General features: G+C 54.0%; 11 protein-coding genes. 8 read left to right on the top strand and 3 right to left on the bottom strand.

Going from position 1 to position 14,463, the window contains the following annotated elements:
* Nucleotides 1-160: 160 nt before the first annotated feature.
* Nucleotides 161-1,783 (top strand): NAD+ synthase, encoded by a 1,623-nt coding sequence (locus tag AB8B76_RS11450; RefSeq protein ID WP_405272584.1) that lies wholly within the window; start codon nucleotides 161-163, stop codon nucleotides 1,781-1,783.
* Nucleotides 1,784-1,789: 6 nt separating this feature from the next.
* Here AB8B76_RS11450 and AB8B76_RS11445 read toward each other — a convergent pair whose 3' ends face one another.
* On the bottom strand, nucleotides 1,790-2,701 hold the full coding sequence (locus AB8B76_RS11445; protein ID WP_405272582.1) for an outer membrane protein assembly factor BamD: 912 nt from the start codon (nucleotides 2,699-2,701) through the stop codon (nucleotides 1,790-1,792).
* An 85-nt stretch (nucleotides 2,702-2,786) separates the two neighbouring features.
* On the opposite strand from AB8B76_RS11445, the gene rluD reads away from it, so the two are divergent.
* The 3 genes from rluD (at nucleotide 2,787) to clpB (ending at nucleotide 7,221) form a co-directional block, all read left to right on the top strand.
* Complete coding sequence (gene rluD / locus AB8B76_RS11440; RefSeq protein ID WP_405272581.1) at nucleotides 2,787-3,752, top strand: 23S rRNA pseudouridine(1911/1915/1917) synthase RluD; 966 nt, start codon at nucleotides 2,787-2,789, stop codon at nucleotides 3,750-3,752.
* Between the two features lie 6 nt (nucleotides 3,753-3,758).
* Nucleotides 3,759-4,508 (top strand): peptidoglycan editing factor PgeF, encoded by a 750-nt coding sequence (gene pgeF, locus AB8B76_RS11435; protein ID WP_405272579.1) that lies wholly within the window; start codon nucleotides 3,759-3,761, stop codon nucleotides 4,506-4,508.
* Between the two features lie 115 nt (nucleotides 4,509-4,623).
* Entirely contained in the window at nucleotides 4,624-7,221 is a 2,598-nt protein-coding gene (clpB, locus tag AB8B76_RS11430) for an ATP-dependent chaperone ClpB (RefSeq protein ID WP_405272578.1), read from the top strand.
* Between the two features lie 105 nt (nucleotides 7,222-7,326).
* Here clpB and AB8B76_RS11425 read toward each other — a convergent pair whose 3' ends face one another.
* The gene (locus AB8B76_RS11425; protein ID WP_405272577.1) at nucleotides 7,327-7,833 is read right to left on the bottom strand and encodes a DUF4124 domain-containing protein; all 507 of its coding nucleotides are present in this window, start codon (nucleotides 7,831-7,833) and stop codon (nucleotides 7,327-7,329) included.
* A 498-nt stretch (nucleotides 7,834-8,331) separates the two neighbouring features.
* On the opposite strand from AB8B76_RS11425, the gene AB8B76_RS11420 reads away from it, so the two are divergent.
* Together AB8B76_RS11420 and ilvN are read left to right on the top strand one after the other, a co-directional pair.
* Nucleotides 8,332-10,074, top strand: coding sequence for an acetolactate synthase 3 large subunit (locus tag AB8B76_RS11420; RefSeq protein WP_405272586.1), 1,743 nt, complete (start codon nucleotides 8,332-8,334; stop codon nucleotides 10,072-10,074).
* 1 nt (nucleotide 10,075) lies between these two features.
* On the top strand, nucleotides 10,076-10,567 hold the full coding sequence (ilvN, locus tag AB8B76_RS11415; protein ID WP_405272576.1) for an acetolactate synthase small subunit: 492 nt from the start codon (nucleotides 10,076-10,078) through the stop codon (nucleotides 10,565-10,567).
* 33 nt (nucleotides 10,568-10,600) lie between these two features.
* Here ilvN and ilvC read toward each other — a convergent pair whose 3' ends face one another.
* Nucleotides 10,601-12,073, bottom strand: a complete 1,473-nt coding sequence (ilvC, locus tag AB8B76_RS11410) for a ketol-acid reductoisomerase (protein WP_405272575.1) — start codon at nucleotides 12,071-12,073, stop codon at nucleotides 10,601-10,603.
* 70 nt (nucleotides 12,074-12,143) lie between these two features.
* Between ilvC and ilvY the strand changes: the two genes are divergently transcribed.
* Both ilvY and pssA read left to right on the top strand, forming a co-directional pair.
* Entirely contained in the window at nucleotides 12,144-13,070 is a 927-nt protein-coding gene (gene ilvY / locus AB8B76_RS11405) for an HTH-type transcriptional activator IlvY (RefSeq protein ID WP_405272574.1), read from the top strand.
* Between the two features lie 43 nt (nucleotides 13,071-13,113).
* A complete protein-coding gene (gene pssA, locus AB8B76_RS11400; RefSeq protein ID WP_405272573.1) occupies nucleotides 13,114-14,067 on the top strand; it encodes a CDP-diacylglycerol--serine O-phosphatidyltransferase in 954 nt (317 codons plus the stop codon).
* Nucleotides 14,068-14,463: the final 396 nt, after the last annotated feature.

Genomic DNA, 14,463 nt, shown 5'->3' with positions numbered 1-14,463 from the left:
GGGAACTAAAATGGCAGGACTGCTCACGGATTTCTATCCAATTTAGGGTGACTGTGATTGCAAGACTTCATTCTAGCAGTGCTATTGGTGTTTTCGTTCCATCTAGTCAGCCTGCCTCAGATCGCTGACAATAGCGCCCCCGGAAAGTTGGATACTCTCTATGCACATTTTGATGGCCCAGATAAACACTCATGTGGGCGATTTCGGCGGTAACACAAGCCAGGTTATTGAAATCGCAAATCAGGCTTCCCTGAGCCATGAGTCGCCGGTTGTGGTTTTTCCGGAGCTAACGCTCTCCGGCTATCCGCCAGAGGACTTGTTGCTGCGGCCTGCGCTATGTAAGCGTGTGAGCGACTCTATCGAACGTCTGTGTCGGGAACTACCTCCAAAAGCTTGGGTTATTGTCGGCTATCCCATTCGCAGGGACGATGTTCTTTACAACTGCGCTGGTGTGTTCCACGAGGGTGAATTAAAAGCCGAGTATCACAAAAACGAGCTTCCCAACTATCAGGTCTTTGACGAGAAACGATACTTTACTGCCGGTTCGCAACCCTGCGTTTTTGACATTCAGGGCACGAAGGTGGGGCTGAGTATCTGTGAAGATATTTGGGTTCCCGGGCCTTGCGCAGAGGCTGCTTCCGCCGGCGCTGAGCTACTGATTAATCTGAATGCGTCGCCTTTCCATCGCGGGAAGCAGCAGGAGCGTATGGATTTAGTCGCTAAACGATGCCGCGACAATCGGGTTGCCGTGGTCTATGTAAATCAGGTAGGGGGCCAGGACGAGCTGGTATTTGACGGTGGCTCCTTTGCTATGAGTAGTGATGGTAGTCTCGCTGCGCAGAGTGCGCGCTTTGAAGCGGCGGCTGATTGGTGTGAGTTCCCGGAATCGGAAGCAGGTCGGAGCTTCAGACGGTCTGCGTTGGTAGAGCCTCTGGATGAGCTCGCGGCGATCTGGCAGGCGCTGGTTTTGGGTATGCGTGACTATGTAAACAAGAATGGCTTTCCGAGCGTCGTTCTCGGTCTCTCTGGTGGCGTTGATTCTGCACTGACTCTTGCCGTGGCAGTAGATGCATTGGGGGCGGAACGGGTAGAAGCGATCATGATGCCGTTTCGCTATACCTCTGATATCAGTATTGCCGACGCTGCGGAGCAAAGCGCGACGCTTGGTGTTCGTCACAGTGTTATCTCTATTGAGCCGATTTATGAGAGCTTTTTATCGGCATTGAGCGACGAGTTTGCCGGGCTTTCAGCCGACACCACAGAAGAGAATCTGCAAGCCCGCTGTCGCGGGGTTTTGCTCATGTCTATCTCTAACAAGAAAGGTTCTCTGGTGTTAACCACGGGTAACAAGAGCGAGTTGGCGGTGGGCTATTCCACGCTTTATGGCGACATGGCAGGAGGCTTTGACGTACTCAAAGACGTGCCGAAAACGCTTGTTTATGAACTTTGTCGTTACCGCAACAGTCTTGGGCCTTGCATCCCTGATCGGGTTATTGAACGGCCCCCGTCAGCAGAGCTGGCGCCTGATCAAAAAGATGAAGATAGCCTGCCGCCTTACGATGTCCTGGATAGAATCCTGGAGCTCTATGTCGAGCAAGATTTCAGCGCAGAAGCCATCATTGCTGAGGGCATCCCCAGGGAAGATGTCGAGCGTGCAGTCAGACTGGTCGACATTAACGAATACAAGCGCCGGCAGGCGCCTATTGGTGTTCGTATCACCCAGCGAGGGTTTGGGAGGGATCGCCGCTACCCGATCACCTCAGCCTGGCGTATCGGCGACTGAAAGACCTTAGCTGATTCCTTTGCGGCTATCGAACTGAGGCGGCTTCGGTGGATCGAAAAGACCGAAGCTGAGCTTGTTGATTATTGATCGCTGCACACCGTCTTGGGTGTAGACCGTATCGAATTCACCCTCTTTATTAAGCGCGGGGTGCTCTGGGTAGTTAAGCGCCAGCGTGTCGATTGCGTCCTGAGCGAGATCGTCCATGCCAAGAATCAGATAGCCCTGCGCCATAACGGCTAGGCCGTCACCTACAGCAGGGGTTCGTTGAAAGTTCTCCACTACGTACCTACCGCGATTTGCTGCCGCGAGGTAGGCGCCTCGACGGAAATAGTAGTTGGCAACGTGAATCTCGTTGCGTGCCAGAAGGTTGCGCAAGTAGACCATTCTCGACTTGGCGTCCGCAGCATAGGGGCTGTCCGGAAAACGGGTGACCAGCTGAGAAAACTCTGCAAAGGCTTCTTTGGCAAAGCTTGTATCCCTGAGTGTCTTATCGGTCGGAGTAAAGCGGGATAGGAAGTCCTGACTAGCTGTAGCAGTTGCCAGACCCTTCATGTAATAGGCGTAGTCGACATTGGGATGTTGAGGGTGCAGACGGATAAAGCGGTCTGCGGCCTCCACCGCTGCCTCGGGAGAATAGGCCCCGTAATGAGCGTAGATCAACTCAAGCTGAGCTTGCTCTGCGTACTTGCCAAAAGGGTATCTGGACTCAAGGGCCTGTAAGGCGCGAATCGACAGATCAAAATTTCGCGCGTTCAGGTAGCGCTGCGCTTCATCATAGATTTGTTGTTCGCCACTATCTGCTGAAAAATCACCTTCTTCGTCATTGTTCGCGCAGCCGCTTACCAGCAAAACCGAGAATAGGCTTATAACTAAAGGCCAGTGCTTAACTGACATGTGGAGGGTACTAAAAAGGCTCATGCTAAAATCGGCAAATAAAAGAAGGGCGCTATTTAAGCACAGCCGTGGGAGTCCATAAACCATAGAACAGACAATCGAAACGCGTTTGATTGAGAGAAGTGCAACCGCTGGAGACGATCTTGCGGGGGTGCGCTTCGATCAGGCTGCGGCACAGCTGTTTTCTGAGTTCTCCCGTGCGCGGTTGCAGACCTGGATTCGCAGCGGACAGCTTTTGCTGGACGGCGCGAGAGCGCGGCCTCGCGATGCCGTTGAGAGCGGTGCGGTGCTTAGTCTGCAGGCCGAGCTGGAGAGTGAAGTCTCCTGGGGTGCTGAAGCCTTGCCGCTGGATATCGTTTACGAAGACGAGGAAATTTTGGTAATCGATAAGCCCGCGGGGCTGGTGGTGCATCCCGGGGCGGGAAATCACCATGGCACACTGGTGAATGCGCTCTTGAACCACCGGCCCGCTCTGGAGGCAGTGCCCAGGGGCGGAATTGTCCATCGTCTCGATAAAGAGACCAGCGGTCTGCTGGTTGTCGCAGGAACCCTAAATGCACACCGCAGCCTCGTGGCACAGCTGCAAAAGAAAGATGTGCAGCGGGAGTACTTTGCGATCGTCCGGGGGGTGCCGAGTGGCGGCGGACGTGTAGAAGCCGCTATTGGTCGTCACCCGCGACAAAGAACCCGTATGGCAGTGGTCGCCAATGGCGGGAAGCCTGCGGTGACGCATTATCGCATCGCCCAGCGGTTCGCGCAGCACACCGCACTAAACGTACAGCTCGAAACCGGGCGGACACATCAAATACGCGTACATATGGCCCACAGGGGCTACCCATTGCTGGGAGATCCTGTGTATGGCGGTCGACTGCAGCTTCCCAAGGGGTGCAGTGATCGGCTCGCCGATACGCTCCGCGAGTTTCGGCGGCAGGCTCTCCATGCCCGGTGCCTGAGCTTCGTACACCCCGGTTCCAGGGAATACTGCAGTTTTGAGTCGCCCCTAGCCGATGATTTGGAGCGATTGCTCCAGATATTGACTGAGGAGAACTCGGGGCTCGATGCTCAGGAGTACTAGTCAGTCATGAGCGTTGAGGAAGCCTCGCTCGAGGGCTGGCCCGACAACGTTCGTGTTTTTTATACCACCCGGGAGGGCGGCCATAGCGAAGGTCCTTTCAGGGGTTTCAATCTTGGACTCCATGTTGGAGACCGTGAGGAAGCCGTTCTAGAGAACCGTGCCGCGCTTTCGGACCACCTACCTAAAGACACAAAAATTGCATGGATGGATCAGGTTCACGGCATTCGCGTGGTGGCCGCAAGCGACAGTATCGCGACGGCCATGCCAGCTGATGCCTGCTGGACCCGCGACAGCGGTATTGCCTGTGCGGTCATGGTTGCGGACTGTTTACCCGTGTTGTTGACTGACCGGCGCGGTGAAGTCGTGGCTGCAGTACATGCAGGCTGGAGGGGTTTGGCTGCAGGCGTACTGGATTCGGCGGTGTCAGCCCTTAACGTTCCTTCGGAGGATATTTGCGCGTGGCTGGGGCCGGCAATTGGTAAAGAGGTTTTTGAAGTTGGCCCGGAAGTTAGGGCAGCATTCATTGCTGGAGATGGTGGCGCGGGTCTATCAGCCTATTTTCGTTCGTCTCCCCATCGTCCCGGACATTACCTTGCAGATCTCTCGGGATTGGCGAGGCTGTGCCTTCAAAGACTTGGTGTGTTTAATGTCAGTAGTCTCAACGCTTGTACGGTGAGCGAAACCGACCGGTTTTATTCTTATCGTAGAGACGGGACAACCGGACGAATGGCCTGCCTCATACTGCGAGATAACTAACTGCTAGCTCTTGAAAATGATCCTTAAACCCCAATATCTATAAGGGTATAAATGATCACGCCAACGACAGCGTTGGCTGACGGTGATCCTTGAATCGCTGTGGAGGTAGATAGTTATGAGAATGGACAAGTTAACCAATCCCCTGCAAAACGCCCTGGCCGATGCTCAGTCACTGGCGGTTGGCCGGGACCACAATCAGATTGATTCTGCGCATCTTCTACAGGCGTTGATCAACCAGCAAGAAGGGTCGGCGAGGCCATTGCTGCAGAGAGCGGGCGCGAACATCGACGCCATGCAGCAGTCTTTGCGATCCCTGTTAGACGCTATGCCAGTGGTGCAAAACTCCACGGGCGAAGTCCACGTATCCCCGGATTTAAGCCGGGTATTGAATTTAAGCGACAAAAAAGCCCAGCAGGGTGGGGATAGCTTTATCTCCAGCGAGCTTGTGCTTCAGTCGTTACTGGAGGCGGGCGGAGCTGTAGGCAAAGTGCTCACTGATAGCGGTGTTACGCAGGATGGTCTTGGAGCGGCGGTGGAGGCTGTTCGCGGAGGTGCTTCCGTGGATAGCGCCGATGCCGAAGAGACACGGCAGGCCCTGGAGAAGTACACCATTGATCTCACTGAGCGTGCGCGAGACGGCAAGCTGGATCCGGTGATCGGTAGGGACGATGAAATTCGCCGGACAGTGCAGGTGTTGCAGCGCCGTACCAAAAACAACCCGGTGCTTATCGGTGAGCCCGGTGTGGGTAAAACAGCGATCATTGAAGGCCTTGCTCAGCGCGTGATTAACGGGGAAGTGCCCGAGGGTCTGCGCGACAAGCGAATTCTGTCGTTGGATTTAGGAGCTTTGCTGGCCGGGACAAAATTCCGCGGTGAATTTGAAGAGCGACTGAAAGCACTGCTCAATGAGCTGTCTAAAGAAGAAGGCCGTGTAATTCTGTTCATCGACGAGATCCACACCATGGTCGGCGCGGGCAAGGCTGAAGGCTCAATGGATGCGGGCAATATGTTGAAGCCGGCTCTCGCCCGGGGAGAGCTTCACTGCGTGGGCGCGACGACGCTCAACGAGTATCGACAGCACGTCGAGAAAGACGCGGCGTTAGAACGGCGCTTCCAAAAGGTGCTGGTGGAAGAGCCGAGTGAAGAAGACACTATTGCTATTCTGCGAGGTCTTAAGGAGCGCTATGAAGTCCACCATGGTGTGGATATTACTGACTCGGCAATCATTGCCGCAGCACAGCTTTCACAGCGCTACATCACTGATCGACAGCTCCCTGACAAGGCCATCGACCTGATTGACGAAGCGGCCAGCCGTATCCGTATGGAGATTGACTCTAAACCCGAGGCGCTTGATCGTCTCGAGCGACGGCTTATTCAACTTAAGATCGAGCGGGAAGCCGTTCGCAAAGATGAAGATGAGTCCGCAGTAAAGCAACTGGCACTATTGAATGAGCAGATAACCGGGATCGAGAAAGAGTTTGCTGACCTGGAGGAGGTATGGAAGGCCGAAAAGGCCTCACTGCAGGGCGCAGCATCAGTTAAAAGCGATATAGAGCAAGTAAAACTAGATCTTGAAACTGCGCGTCGTGCGGGCGATTTAACCCGGATGTCAGAGCTGCAGTACGGCAAGCTCCCGGAACTCGAGAAGAAGCTTACAGAGGCGCAGGCGGCCGAGAATGTAGAGAGAACCCTTCTGCGCAACAAGGTGACCGATGAAGAAGTTGCCGAGGTTGTGTCACGCTGGACGGGTATCCCCATTTCCAAAATGTTGGAGGGTGATCGGGATAAGCTCCTGCGCATGGAGGACGCCCTTCATGACCGGGTTGTTGGACAGGATGAGGCCGTCGTTGCCGTTGCGAATGCTGTACGTCGATCTCGCGCTGGTCTCTCTGACCCCGGTCGTCCCAATGGCTCCTTTTTGTTTTTGGGACCTACGGGTGTGGGTAAGACCGAGCTTTGTAAGGCACTGGCGGATTTTCTGTTCGACAGCGAGCAGGCAATGGTGCGCATCGATATGTCCGAGTTTATGGAGAAGCATTCAGTTGCACGCCTCATTGGTGCGCCTCCTGGATATGTCGGCTACGAGGAGGGCGGTTACCTAACAGAGGCAGTGCGTCGTCGCCCCTATTCTCTACTGTTGCTCGACGAGATTGAAAAAGCGCATCCGGATGTTTTTAACATTTTGCTGCAAGTGCTGGACGATGGCAGGCTCACCGATGGTCAAGGTAGAACCGTCGATTTTCGTAATACGGTGATCGTGATGACGTCTAACCTGGGGTCAGACCTGATTCAAGAGCTTGCAGGCGATGAGAACTACGACGCAATGAAGTCAGCTGTCATGGGAGTTGTCTCTCAGCACTTTCGTCCGGAGTTTATCAACCGTGTGGACGAGACCGTGGTGTTTCACCCACTTCTGCAGGAGCAGATTCGTGGCATCGCCACTATCCAGCTTGAAGGGCTTCGATCACGACTGGCCGAACGAGAGCTCGAGCTTGAAGTTACTGACAGCTTTATGGAGCAGCTTGTCGAAGGCGGTTTTGATCCGGTTTACGGCGCGCGTCCACTCAAGCGGGCGATCCAGCAACAGTTGGAGAACCCACTGGCGCAGAAACTTCTGGCAGGAGATTTTGCCCCGGGGCAGCGAATCGTCGCAGATTGGATTGATGGCAGGCCGAGTTTTGACGGTGAGTCTCAGACAGAGACGGTGCACTAAGCCTCGTTGTAATCAAGCAATAGGATTCCCGCAGTCGCTTACGCAGCGAGCGTCCCCCTTGCTAGCGAGCGCAGTAAGGGGCGGCGGGGATCCGGACGGTTCGAATTAAGCGCAGTGAACTCTAATAGTGTCCTGCGCTTTCTGACGCTGGGTCTCTTTCTCTTCTTCGGATATGAAGCGAAGCTCTCCGGTGGTTTTGTCCCGAATCCTGATGCGTGCGGCGGTATTGAGTGTCTCCAGGTTGGCTTTTGCGCGTGCGCAGCTTTCGGGATTCTTGGCCACGACTTCCATTTCTTCCTGCCGTGAATCAACTTGGGTGAATTCATTGCCCGGGCGGGGAGTGACCTCCTTGGGGACAGCGCCCTCGCCAGGTTGGACCCGGCGTATAAGAGAGGAGCGTTGTGACACTACTTCGTACTCTATCTCTTCAGAGACTGGGGGCCGATCACTCACTACCAGCTTGCCTTGCTCGTCCTTCCAACGGTAGTAGGTGTCAGCCGCAGATGCGCTCGACACGGTAATCAATATTGCGCAAACACAGGCTAGCGCCATTAGCACCGCTGTGATGTTGCCGCGTTGCTGCACTACTACGCATTGATCTGAATTTTTCACGGGTTACTCCGCCTGGTGGACCCTAGAACCATACCCAAGCATGAACTTGGGTGCAATTGATGCGTTTAGTCAATAGTGGACCCAATCTGCCCAGAAAACGTGTGATTGCTACCGTTGACATTGAGATCGCCCATCACCAGAATTGCACCGTCGTGATTATGGCAATGGCAACGCAGAGTACCCTCTGCCCCTGGCCTTCGTTTCGGTGCGATTATCCGAAGCGACTGTGGTTACGTCCCGTCGGCTGAAACTCTCGATTTGATCGTGAAGCTCAGCAGTCCACACTGCGTTACCGCGCAGGGCGACAGCGACACGGGGTTCCTTCGTGCTTGTTATCCCTCTGTTTTTGGCGCTAGACCTGTGGTTGACGGATAAGCCGTGTCCGCTTGTCAGTGGGTGCGAAAAACTGTTTGTTGCTGGCGAGGGTAAGCGTTGGCACGAGCGGGAGTTACGATTGTGAACGCAGAGTTAGATGTAGCCACAAATTTAGAGGAGGGTATTGAGATGCTCTCCGGCGGCGAAATGATAGCGAGAGCCCTGGAAGACGAGGGCGTCGATTTTATTTTTGGGTATCCCGGTGGTGCTGTTTTGCACATCTACGATGCTTTGTTCAAGGCGGCAAGTGTGCCTCACGTTCTGGTCCGCCATGAACAGGCGGCAACCCATGCGGCCGACGGCTATGCCAGGGCTACAGGCAAACCCGGTGTGGTGCTTGTTACCTCGGGTCCCGGAGCGACCAATGCCGTGACAGGCATAGCGACTGCCTACATGGATTCTATTCCCATGGTGGTGTTGTCGGGTCAGGTGCAAAGCCATTTGATTGGCGAAGACGCTTTTCAGGAAACCGATATGCTCGGTATCTCCAGGCCTATCGTGAAGCACAGTTTTCAGGTGCGCCACGCAAGCCAGCTCCCAGGGGTTATTAAAAAGGCGTTTCATATCGCGGCCAGTGGACGGCCCGGTCCGGTAGTTATCGATATTCCCAAGGACATTACGCGTCCAGATGAACGCTTTCCTTATGAATACCCAGAGAGCGTAAAGCTGCGCTCCTACTCTCCTGCGGTGCGCGGACACAGCGGACAGATTCGCAAAGCGGCGAAGCTGCTGCTGTCTGCCAAGCGACCCATTATTTATTCCGGTGGTGGGGTTATCCTCGGCGAAGGCAGTGACCTGCTGACGGAGTTGGCTCAGCATCTCAATTTTCCCGTGACGAATACCTTGATGGGTCTTGGAGCTTATCCAGGGTCCGATAGGCAGTTCCTTGGCATGTTGGGCATGCACGGCTTGTATGAAGCTAACATGGCGATGCATAACGCTGATGTGATTTTGGCCGTGGGTGCGCGCTTTGATGACCGGGTGACGAACACTGTGAGTAAGTTCTGTCCCGGGGCAAAAATTATTCACATCGACGTGGATCCCGCAGCGATTTCTAAAACTGTAACGGCAGACATTCCTATCGTCGGCCCCGTTCGGGCTGTGCTTACAGATCTAATGGCCGCTATTCGCGCCGCGCAGGACGGTGACGACTTTCAGGAGCCTGTTCCCCTGGATGCCTGGTGGTCGCAAATAGAAGAGTGGCGTGCCAATCACGGTCTTTGGACGGGTCGTCGCTTTGGAGAGAGTGATTACATCAAGCCGCAGGAAGTGATTCAGAGTCTCTACCGCATCACGAAAGGTGATGCCTTTGTTACCTCGGACGTGGGACAACATCAGATGTTCGCGGCTCAGTATTATCGCTTTAACAAGCCGCGGCGCTGGATTAACTCTGGAGGCTTGGGAACGATGGGATTTGGTTTGCCATCAGCGATGGGCGTAAAGCTTGCTTTTCCTGAGGAAGAAGTTGCCTGCGTTACCGGCGAAGGCAGTATTCAAATGAACATTCAAGAGCTCTCTACCTGTCTGCAGTACAACACGCCAGTGAAGATCATCAATCTGCGCAACAACTACCTTGGCATGGTGAAACAGTGGCAAGACATGCAGTACGAGGGGCGTTATGCCATGAGCACCTACGAGGATTCCTTGCCTGATTTCATGAAGCTCACCGAATCCTATGGGCACGTGGGTATTACCGTGCGGGATAAGGCTGAACTTGACGAGAAAATGGCGGAGGCGTTTGCGATGAAGGACCGATTGGTTTTTCTGGATGTGTATGTCGATCCCATGGAGCACGTTTACCCTATGCATGTTGCGCCAAATGGCTCGATGAAAGACATGTGGCTTAGCAAGAATGAGAGGAGCTGACATGCGACGCATTATTTCTATATTGATGGAAAACGAACCGGGCGCTCTATCCCGGGTAGTGGGTCTGTTTTCTCAGCGTGGTTACAACATTGAAACACTCAATGTGGCTGCTACCGAGGACGCGACCTTATCGCGGTTGACGCTGACTACCTTTGGCGACGATCGACATATCGAACAGATCACCAAGCATCTAAACCGTCTGGTAGATGTGGTGAAACTGGTAGATCTGACAGAAGGTGCTCACGTAGAGCGGGACCTCATGCTGATAAAGGTGCGTGCAGATTCCACGCAGAGGGAGGAGATCAAACGAACTACCGATATTTTCCGAGGCCAGATCGTGGACGTGGGCCCTAAGGTCTATACCATTCAATTGGCGGGAACCACGGATAAACTCGACTCGTTTGTGACTGCGATGCCAGAGGCAGATATTCTTGAGGTTGTTCGCTCGGGCGTTGCAGGTATTGCCCGCGGTGAAAAAGTACTGCGGCCCTAGGGCCGCAGTTGTTCTTCATCTTAAAGCCTTGTCTTACAGGATGCTCTTCATAGCGGTCATGTGACCGCGGAGCATTGTTCCTACGGTCTCCACTGGATGTGAGCGAATGGCTTCGTTCACACGGATGAGTTCCTGATTGTCGACAGTGTTGTCATCACCAAGACCTCTGCCAATCACATCGGTTTCTATGTCTTTCATGAAGTCTGCCAATAGAGGTCGACATGCGTGGTCAAAGAGGTAACAGCCATACTCCGCAGTGTCTGAGATGACTACGTTCATCTCATACAACTTCTTGCGCGCAATGGTGTTGGCAATGAGTGGAGTTTCGTGAAGTGACTCGTAATACGCAGATTCGTCAATGATTCCTGCGGCGACCATCGTTTCGAAAGCTAGCTCTACCCCCGCTTTTACCATCGCCACCATAAGGATGCCGTGATCGTAGAACTCTTGCTCACCGATTTCCTGGGCGCTGTTCTCGGATTTTTCAAAGGCGGTTTCTGCGGTCGCAGAACGCCAGCTCAAAAGGTTAACGTCATCGTTCGCCCAATCTTCCATCATGGTGCGCGAAAAAGTACCGGTCATGATGTCGTCCTGATGCTTCTCGTACAGTGAGCGCATGATGTTTTTGAGCTCGCCCGCAAGGTAAAAAGCGCGGAGCTTTGCCGGATTACTCAAGCGATCCATCATGTTAGTGATACCGCCATGCTTAAGTCCTTCGGTAACAGTCTCCCATCCGTATTGGATGAGTTTCGACGCGTAGGCTGCATCAATACCTTTTTCCACCATCTTGTCGAAGCACAGAATAGAGCCCGTCTGGAGCATGCCGCAGAGAATTGTCTGCTCGCCCATGAGGTCTGACTTTACTTCAGCGATGAAGGAGCTTTGCAATACCCCGGCTCGATGACCGCCGGTACCTACCGCATAAGCTTTGGCGATTTCCATGCCGTCGCCATTGGGATCGTTCTCGGTGTGGACAGCGATCAGGGTGGGGACGCCAAATCCTCGTTTGTACTCTTCACGGACCTCGGTACCCGGGCACTTGGGAGCCACCATGATAACCGTCAGGTCATCTCGGATTTGCATGCCTTCCTCTACGATGTTGAAACCGTGGGAATAGGATAGGCAGGCGCCGTGTTTCATTAGCGGCATTACAGCGGTGACAACAGCACTGTGCTGCTTATCCGGCGTCAGGTTGAGGACCACGTCGGCGGTGGGTACCAACTCCTCATAGGTGCCGACAGTGAATCCATTCTCTGTGGCGTTACGCCAGGACTGACGCTGTTCACTGATTGCCGAATCGCGCAGCGCATAGCTGACATCGAGTCCGCTATCGCGCAGATTGAGGCCCTGGTTAAGTCCCTGAGCGCCACAGCCGACGATCACGAGCTTCTTGCCTCGTAGCTTCTCTACGCCGTCTGCAAATTCGCTGGCATCCATGAAACGACATTTACCCAGTTGCTCTAACTGGAGGCGTAGTGGAAGGGTATTGAAGTAGTTCTGTCCCATGAGGGCGGTCCTTAAGTGTGTAAAGCGCGCAATGGTAAGGGAATGACTTGATTGCGTAAAACGCTATATAATGAAAACTGTTTTGCGCGAAACGCTATTCATGGATTTAAAGTCACTACAAGTATTCTTGTCGGTTTGCAGTAACTTGAGTTTTACCCAAACGGCAGCAGAGCAGCACCAGAGTGTATCTGCAGTTAGTCGATGCGTTCTGCGATTGGAGGAGGAGTTGGGAGAGCGCTTGTTCGACCGCGACCGTCGTGGAATGACGGCAACGCCGGCGGCGCGACGACTCCAGGTCGTAGCCGAGCGTATGCTCTCCGACTGGCGGTCGCTGCAACAATCGTTGGGCGAGGATGGAAGTTTGCAGGGGGAGTTGCGAATCTTCTGTTCCGTCACCGCGACACACAGACTCCTTTCGCCGCTACTGGCGGCATATAGAGAAGCCTACCCCCGCGTACAGATCCTGCTACAGACGGGTGATCAGGCTGATGGCATAGAAAGAGTGCGGCGCGGGAACTCAGACGTCGCTGTCATCGCACGTCCTGAAGGCTTGAATGAGACCTTCGCTTTTAGTCCGCTCGCGAGTACGCCGTTATGTCTTTGTCTGCCGCTTGTAGACTGTGATCTGCATGACACGCTTGCAGGACTGTCTGGCTCTGCGCTTTGGGAAGCATTAGAGGATGCTCCCTGGGTACTGCCGGAGCGGGGGGTAAGCAAAGATTTGATTGATCGGTGGCTTAGTGAGCGTTTTGTACGCCAGCCGACAGTTTACGCGCGTGTGGCGGGGCATGAGGCTATCGTCGCGATGGTGTCCCTTGGCTTGGGTGTTGCTGTGCTCCCCCGCTTGGTCGTGGATGCCAGCGGTCTTGAATCAAGCTTGAGGGTCATGACTCTAGATGAGGATTTACCGGCCTTCGAGATCGGCTTGTGCACACGTCAGCCGCGGTTGGCAGACCCAGTGGTTCACGGCCTTTGGCAGGTGGCTCACGAGCTCTAGATTGTATCTGCTAGACTTGGCGCCTAATAACAGGGTTCAACCCATGGCAGACCACGACTCAAAACACGAATTAAGCAATGCTGACGCGAACGTGAATTCCGATGTTTCTGTTGAGAAAGAGGCAGATGGAAGTTCGTCCGCAGTAGCTGCTAGCGAAGCGAATGAAACGACTGAAGCGGATAGTGGTGCGGCGAGTTCTCTGACGGACAGTCTCGGCGAGGCTGCAAGCTCTATCGAGAGCTTGATTGAAGATCACGAAGAAGAGGTTTCGGAGAACGGTCGTACGGTTAAGCGCCGCGGCGTGTATCTCCTTCCCAACTTGTTTACTACAGGAGCCTTGTTTTGCGGTTTCTATGCAGTGGTTGCGGCCATGCGTGGAGACTACGAAACAGCGCCTATCGCTATTCTTTTTGCCCTTGTGTTTGATGGCCTTGATGGACGCGTTGCGCGCCTAACCAACACTTCCAGCAAATTTGGCGCTGAATATGACAGCCTTGCCGACATGGTGTCCTTTGGGGTCGCCCCTGCTCTAGTAATGTTCAGTTGGGCGCTGGGTGACCTGGGTAAGGTGGGCTGGAGTGCAGCCTTCGTGTACGTGGCCTGCGCCGCGCTGCGTCTGGCGCGTTTTAATACGCAGGTGGGCGTGGGTGACCCAAATTTCTTTATGGGGCTGGCGAGTCCTGCCGCCGCTTGCATAATGGCCTGTGCCGTTTGGGTCTGTCAGGATCAGGGCTGGGTGGGCGATGCCCTGCCAGTCGAGCTTGCCGTAGTGGTCGCTGCTCTGACAACGGTTGTGGCGATTCTGATGGTCGTTAATGTGCCTTACCACAGCTTCAAAGGATTTGATCTGAATGGGCGGGTACCCTTTGTCGCTATCCTCGCGGTTGTTCTCGTGTTCGGACTAGTCACCGTTGACCCGCCTAAAATCCTGCTTTTAGCGTCCCTTGCCTATGCGCTTTCTGGACCCGTGGAGCAGCTTCGACGCTGGCGCAGTTAGTCCGAATCTCAAGTCTCAAGACGGCCTAAAAACTTTTTTTACAAAAAGGCTTGTGCGCTTATCGCGCATGCGTATAATGCGCGCCTCCGCCAGCCTGAGGGTTGTCGGAAAACACTAAACCCAAGCGATTTAGTGGATGTTTAACAAGAAGATGAAGACAGAAGTGTGGGCACTTGTTGGGATAGTTGTTTAACGACTATTCAGACACAACAAGTGACTCATCAATTCAAAGTCATTGGATCTCTTTGGAGATTTGGTGGCGCAGTAATTTTTGATTTCGAATTGTGTCTGAGCCGAGATTTGTTGGTGAGCGCGGGTAACTGTGAAAACCAACCCTCATGCCGAGAGGCTGAGGTTAAAGATTAAACTGAAGAGTTTGATCATGGCTCAGATTGA

Origin of the sequence: Congregibacter sp., assembly GCF_045107095.1 — a bacterium.
GTDB lineage: Bacteria > Pseudomonadota > Gammaproteobacteria > Pseudomonadales > Halieaceae > Congregibacter.
This window is presented reverse-complemented; position numbering and strand designations above follow the sequence as displayed.

Excerpts from the sequence above, each read along its gene's own strand:
- AB8B76_RS11450 (WP_405272584.1), top strand. The coding sequence starts at position 161 with ATGCACATTTTGATGGCCCAGATAAACACTCATGTGGGCGATTTCGGC.
- AB8B76_RS11445 (WP_405272582.1), bottom strand. The coding sequence starts at position 2,701 with ATGAGCCTTTTTAGTACCCTCCACATGTCAGTTAAGCACTGGCCTTTA.
- pgeF (WP_405272579.1), top strand. The coding sequence starts at position 3,759 with ATGAGCGTTGAGGAAGCCTCGCTCGAGGGCTGGCCCGACAACGTTCGT.
- clpB (WP_405272578.1), top strand. The coding sequence starts at position 4,624 with ATGAGAATGGACAAGTTAACCAATCCCCTGCAAAACGCCCTGGCCGAT.
- ilvN (WP_405272576.1), top strand. The coding sequence starts at position 10,076 with ATGCGACGCATTATTTCTATATTGATGGAAAACGAACCGGGCGCTCTA.
- ilvC (WP_405272575.1), bottom strand. The coding sequence starts at position 12,073 with ATGGGACAGAACTACTTCAATACCCTTCCACTACGCCTCCAGTTAGAG.
- ilvY (WP_405272574.1), top strand. The coding sequence starts at position 12,144 with ATGAAAACTGTTTTGCGCGAAACGCTATTCATGGATTTAAAGTCACTA.
- pssA (WP_405272573.1), top strand. The coding sequence starts at position 13,114 with ATGGCAGACCACGACTCAAAACACGAATTAAGCAATGCTGACGCGAAC.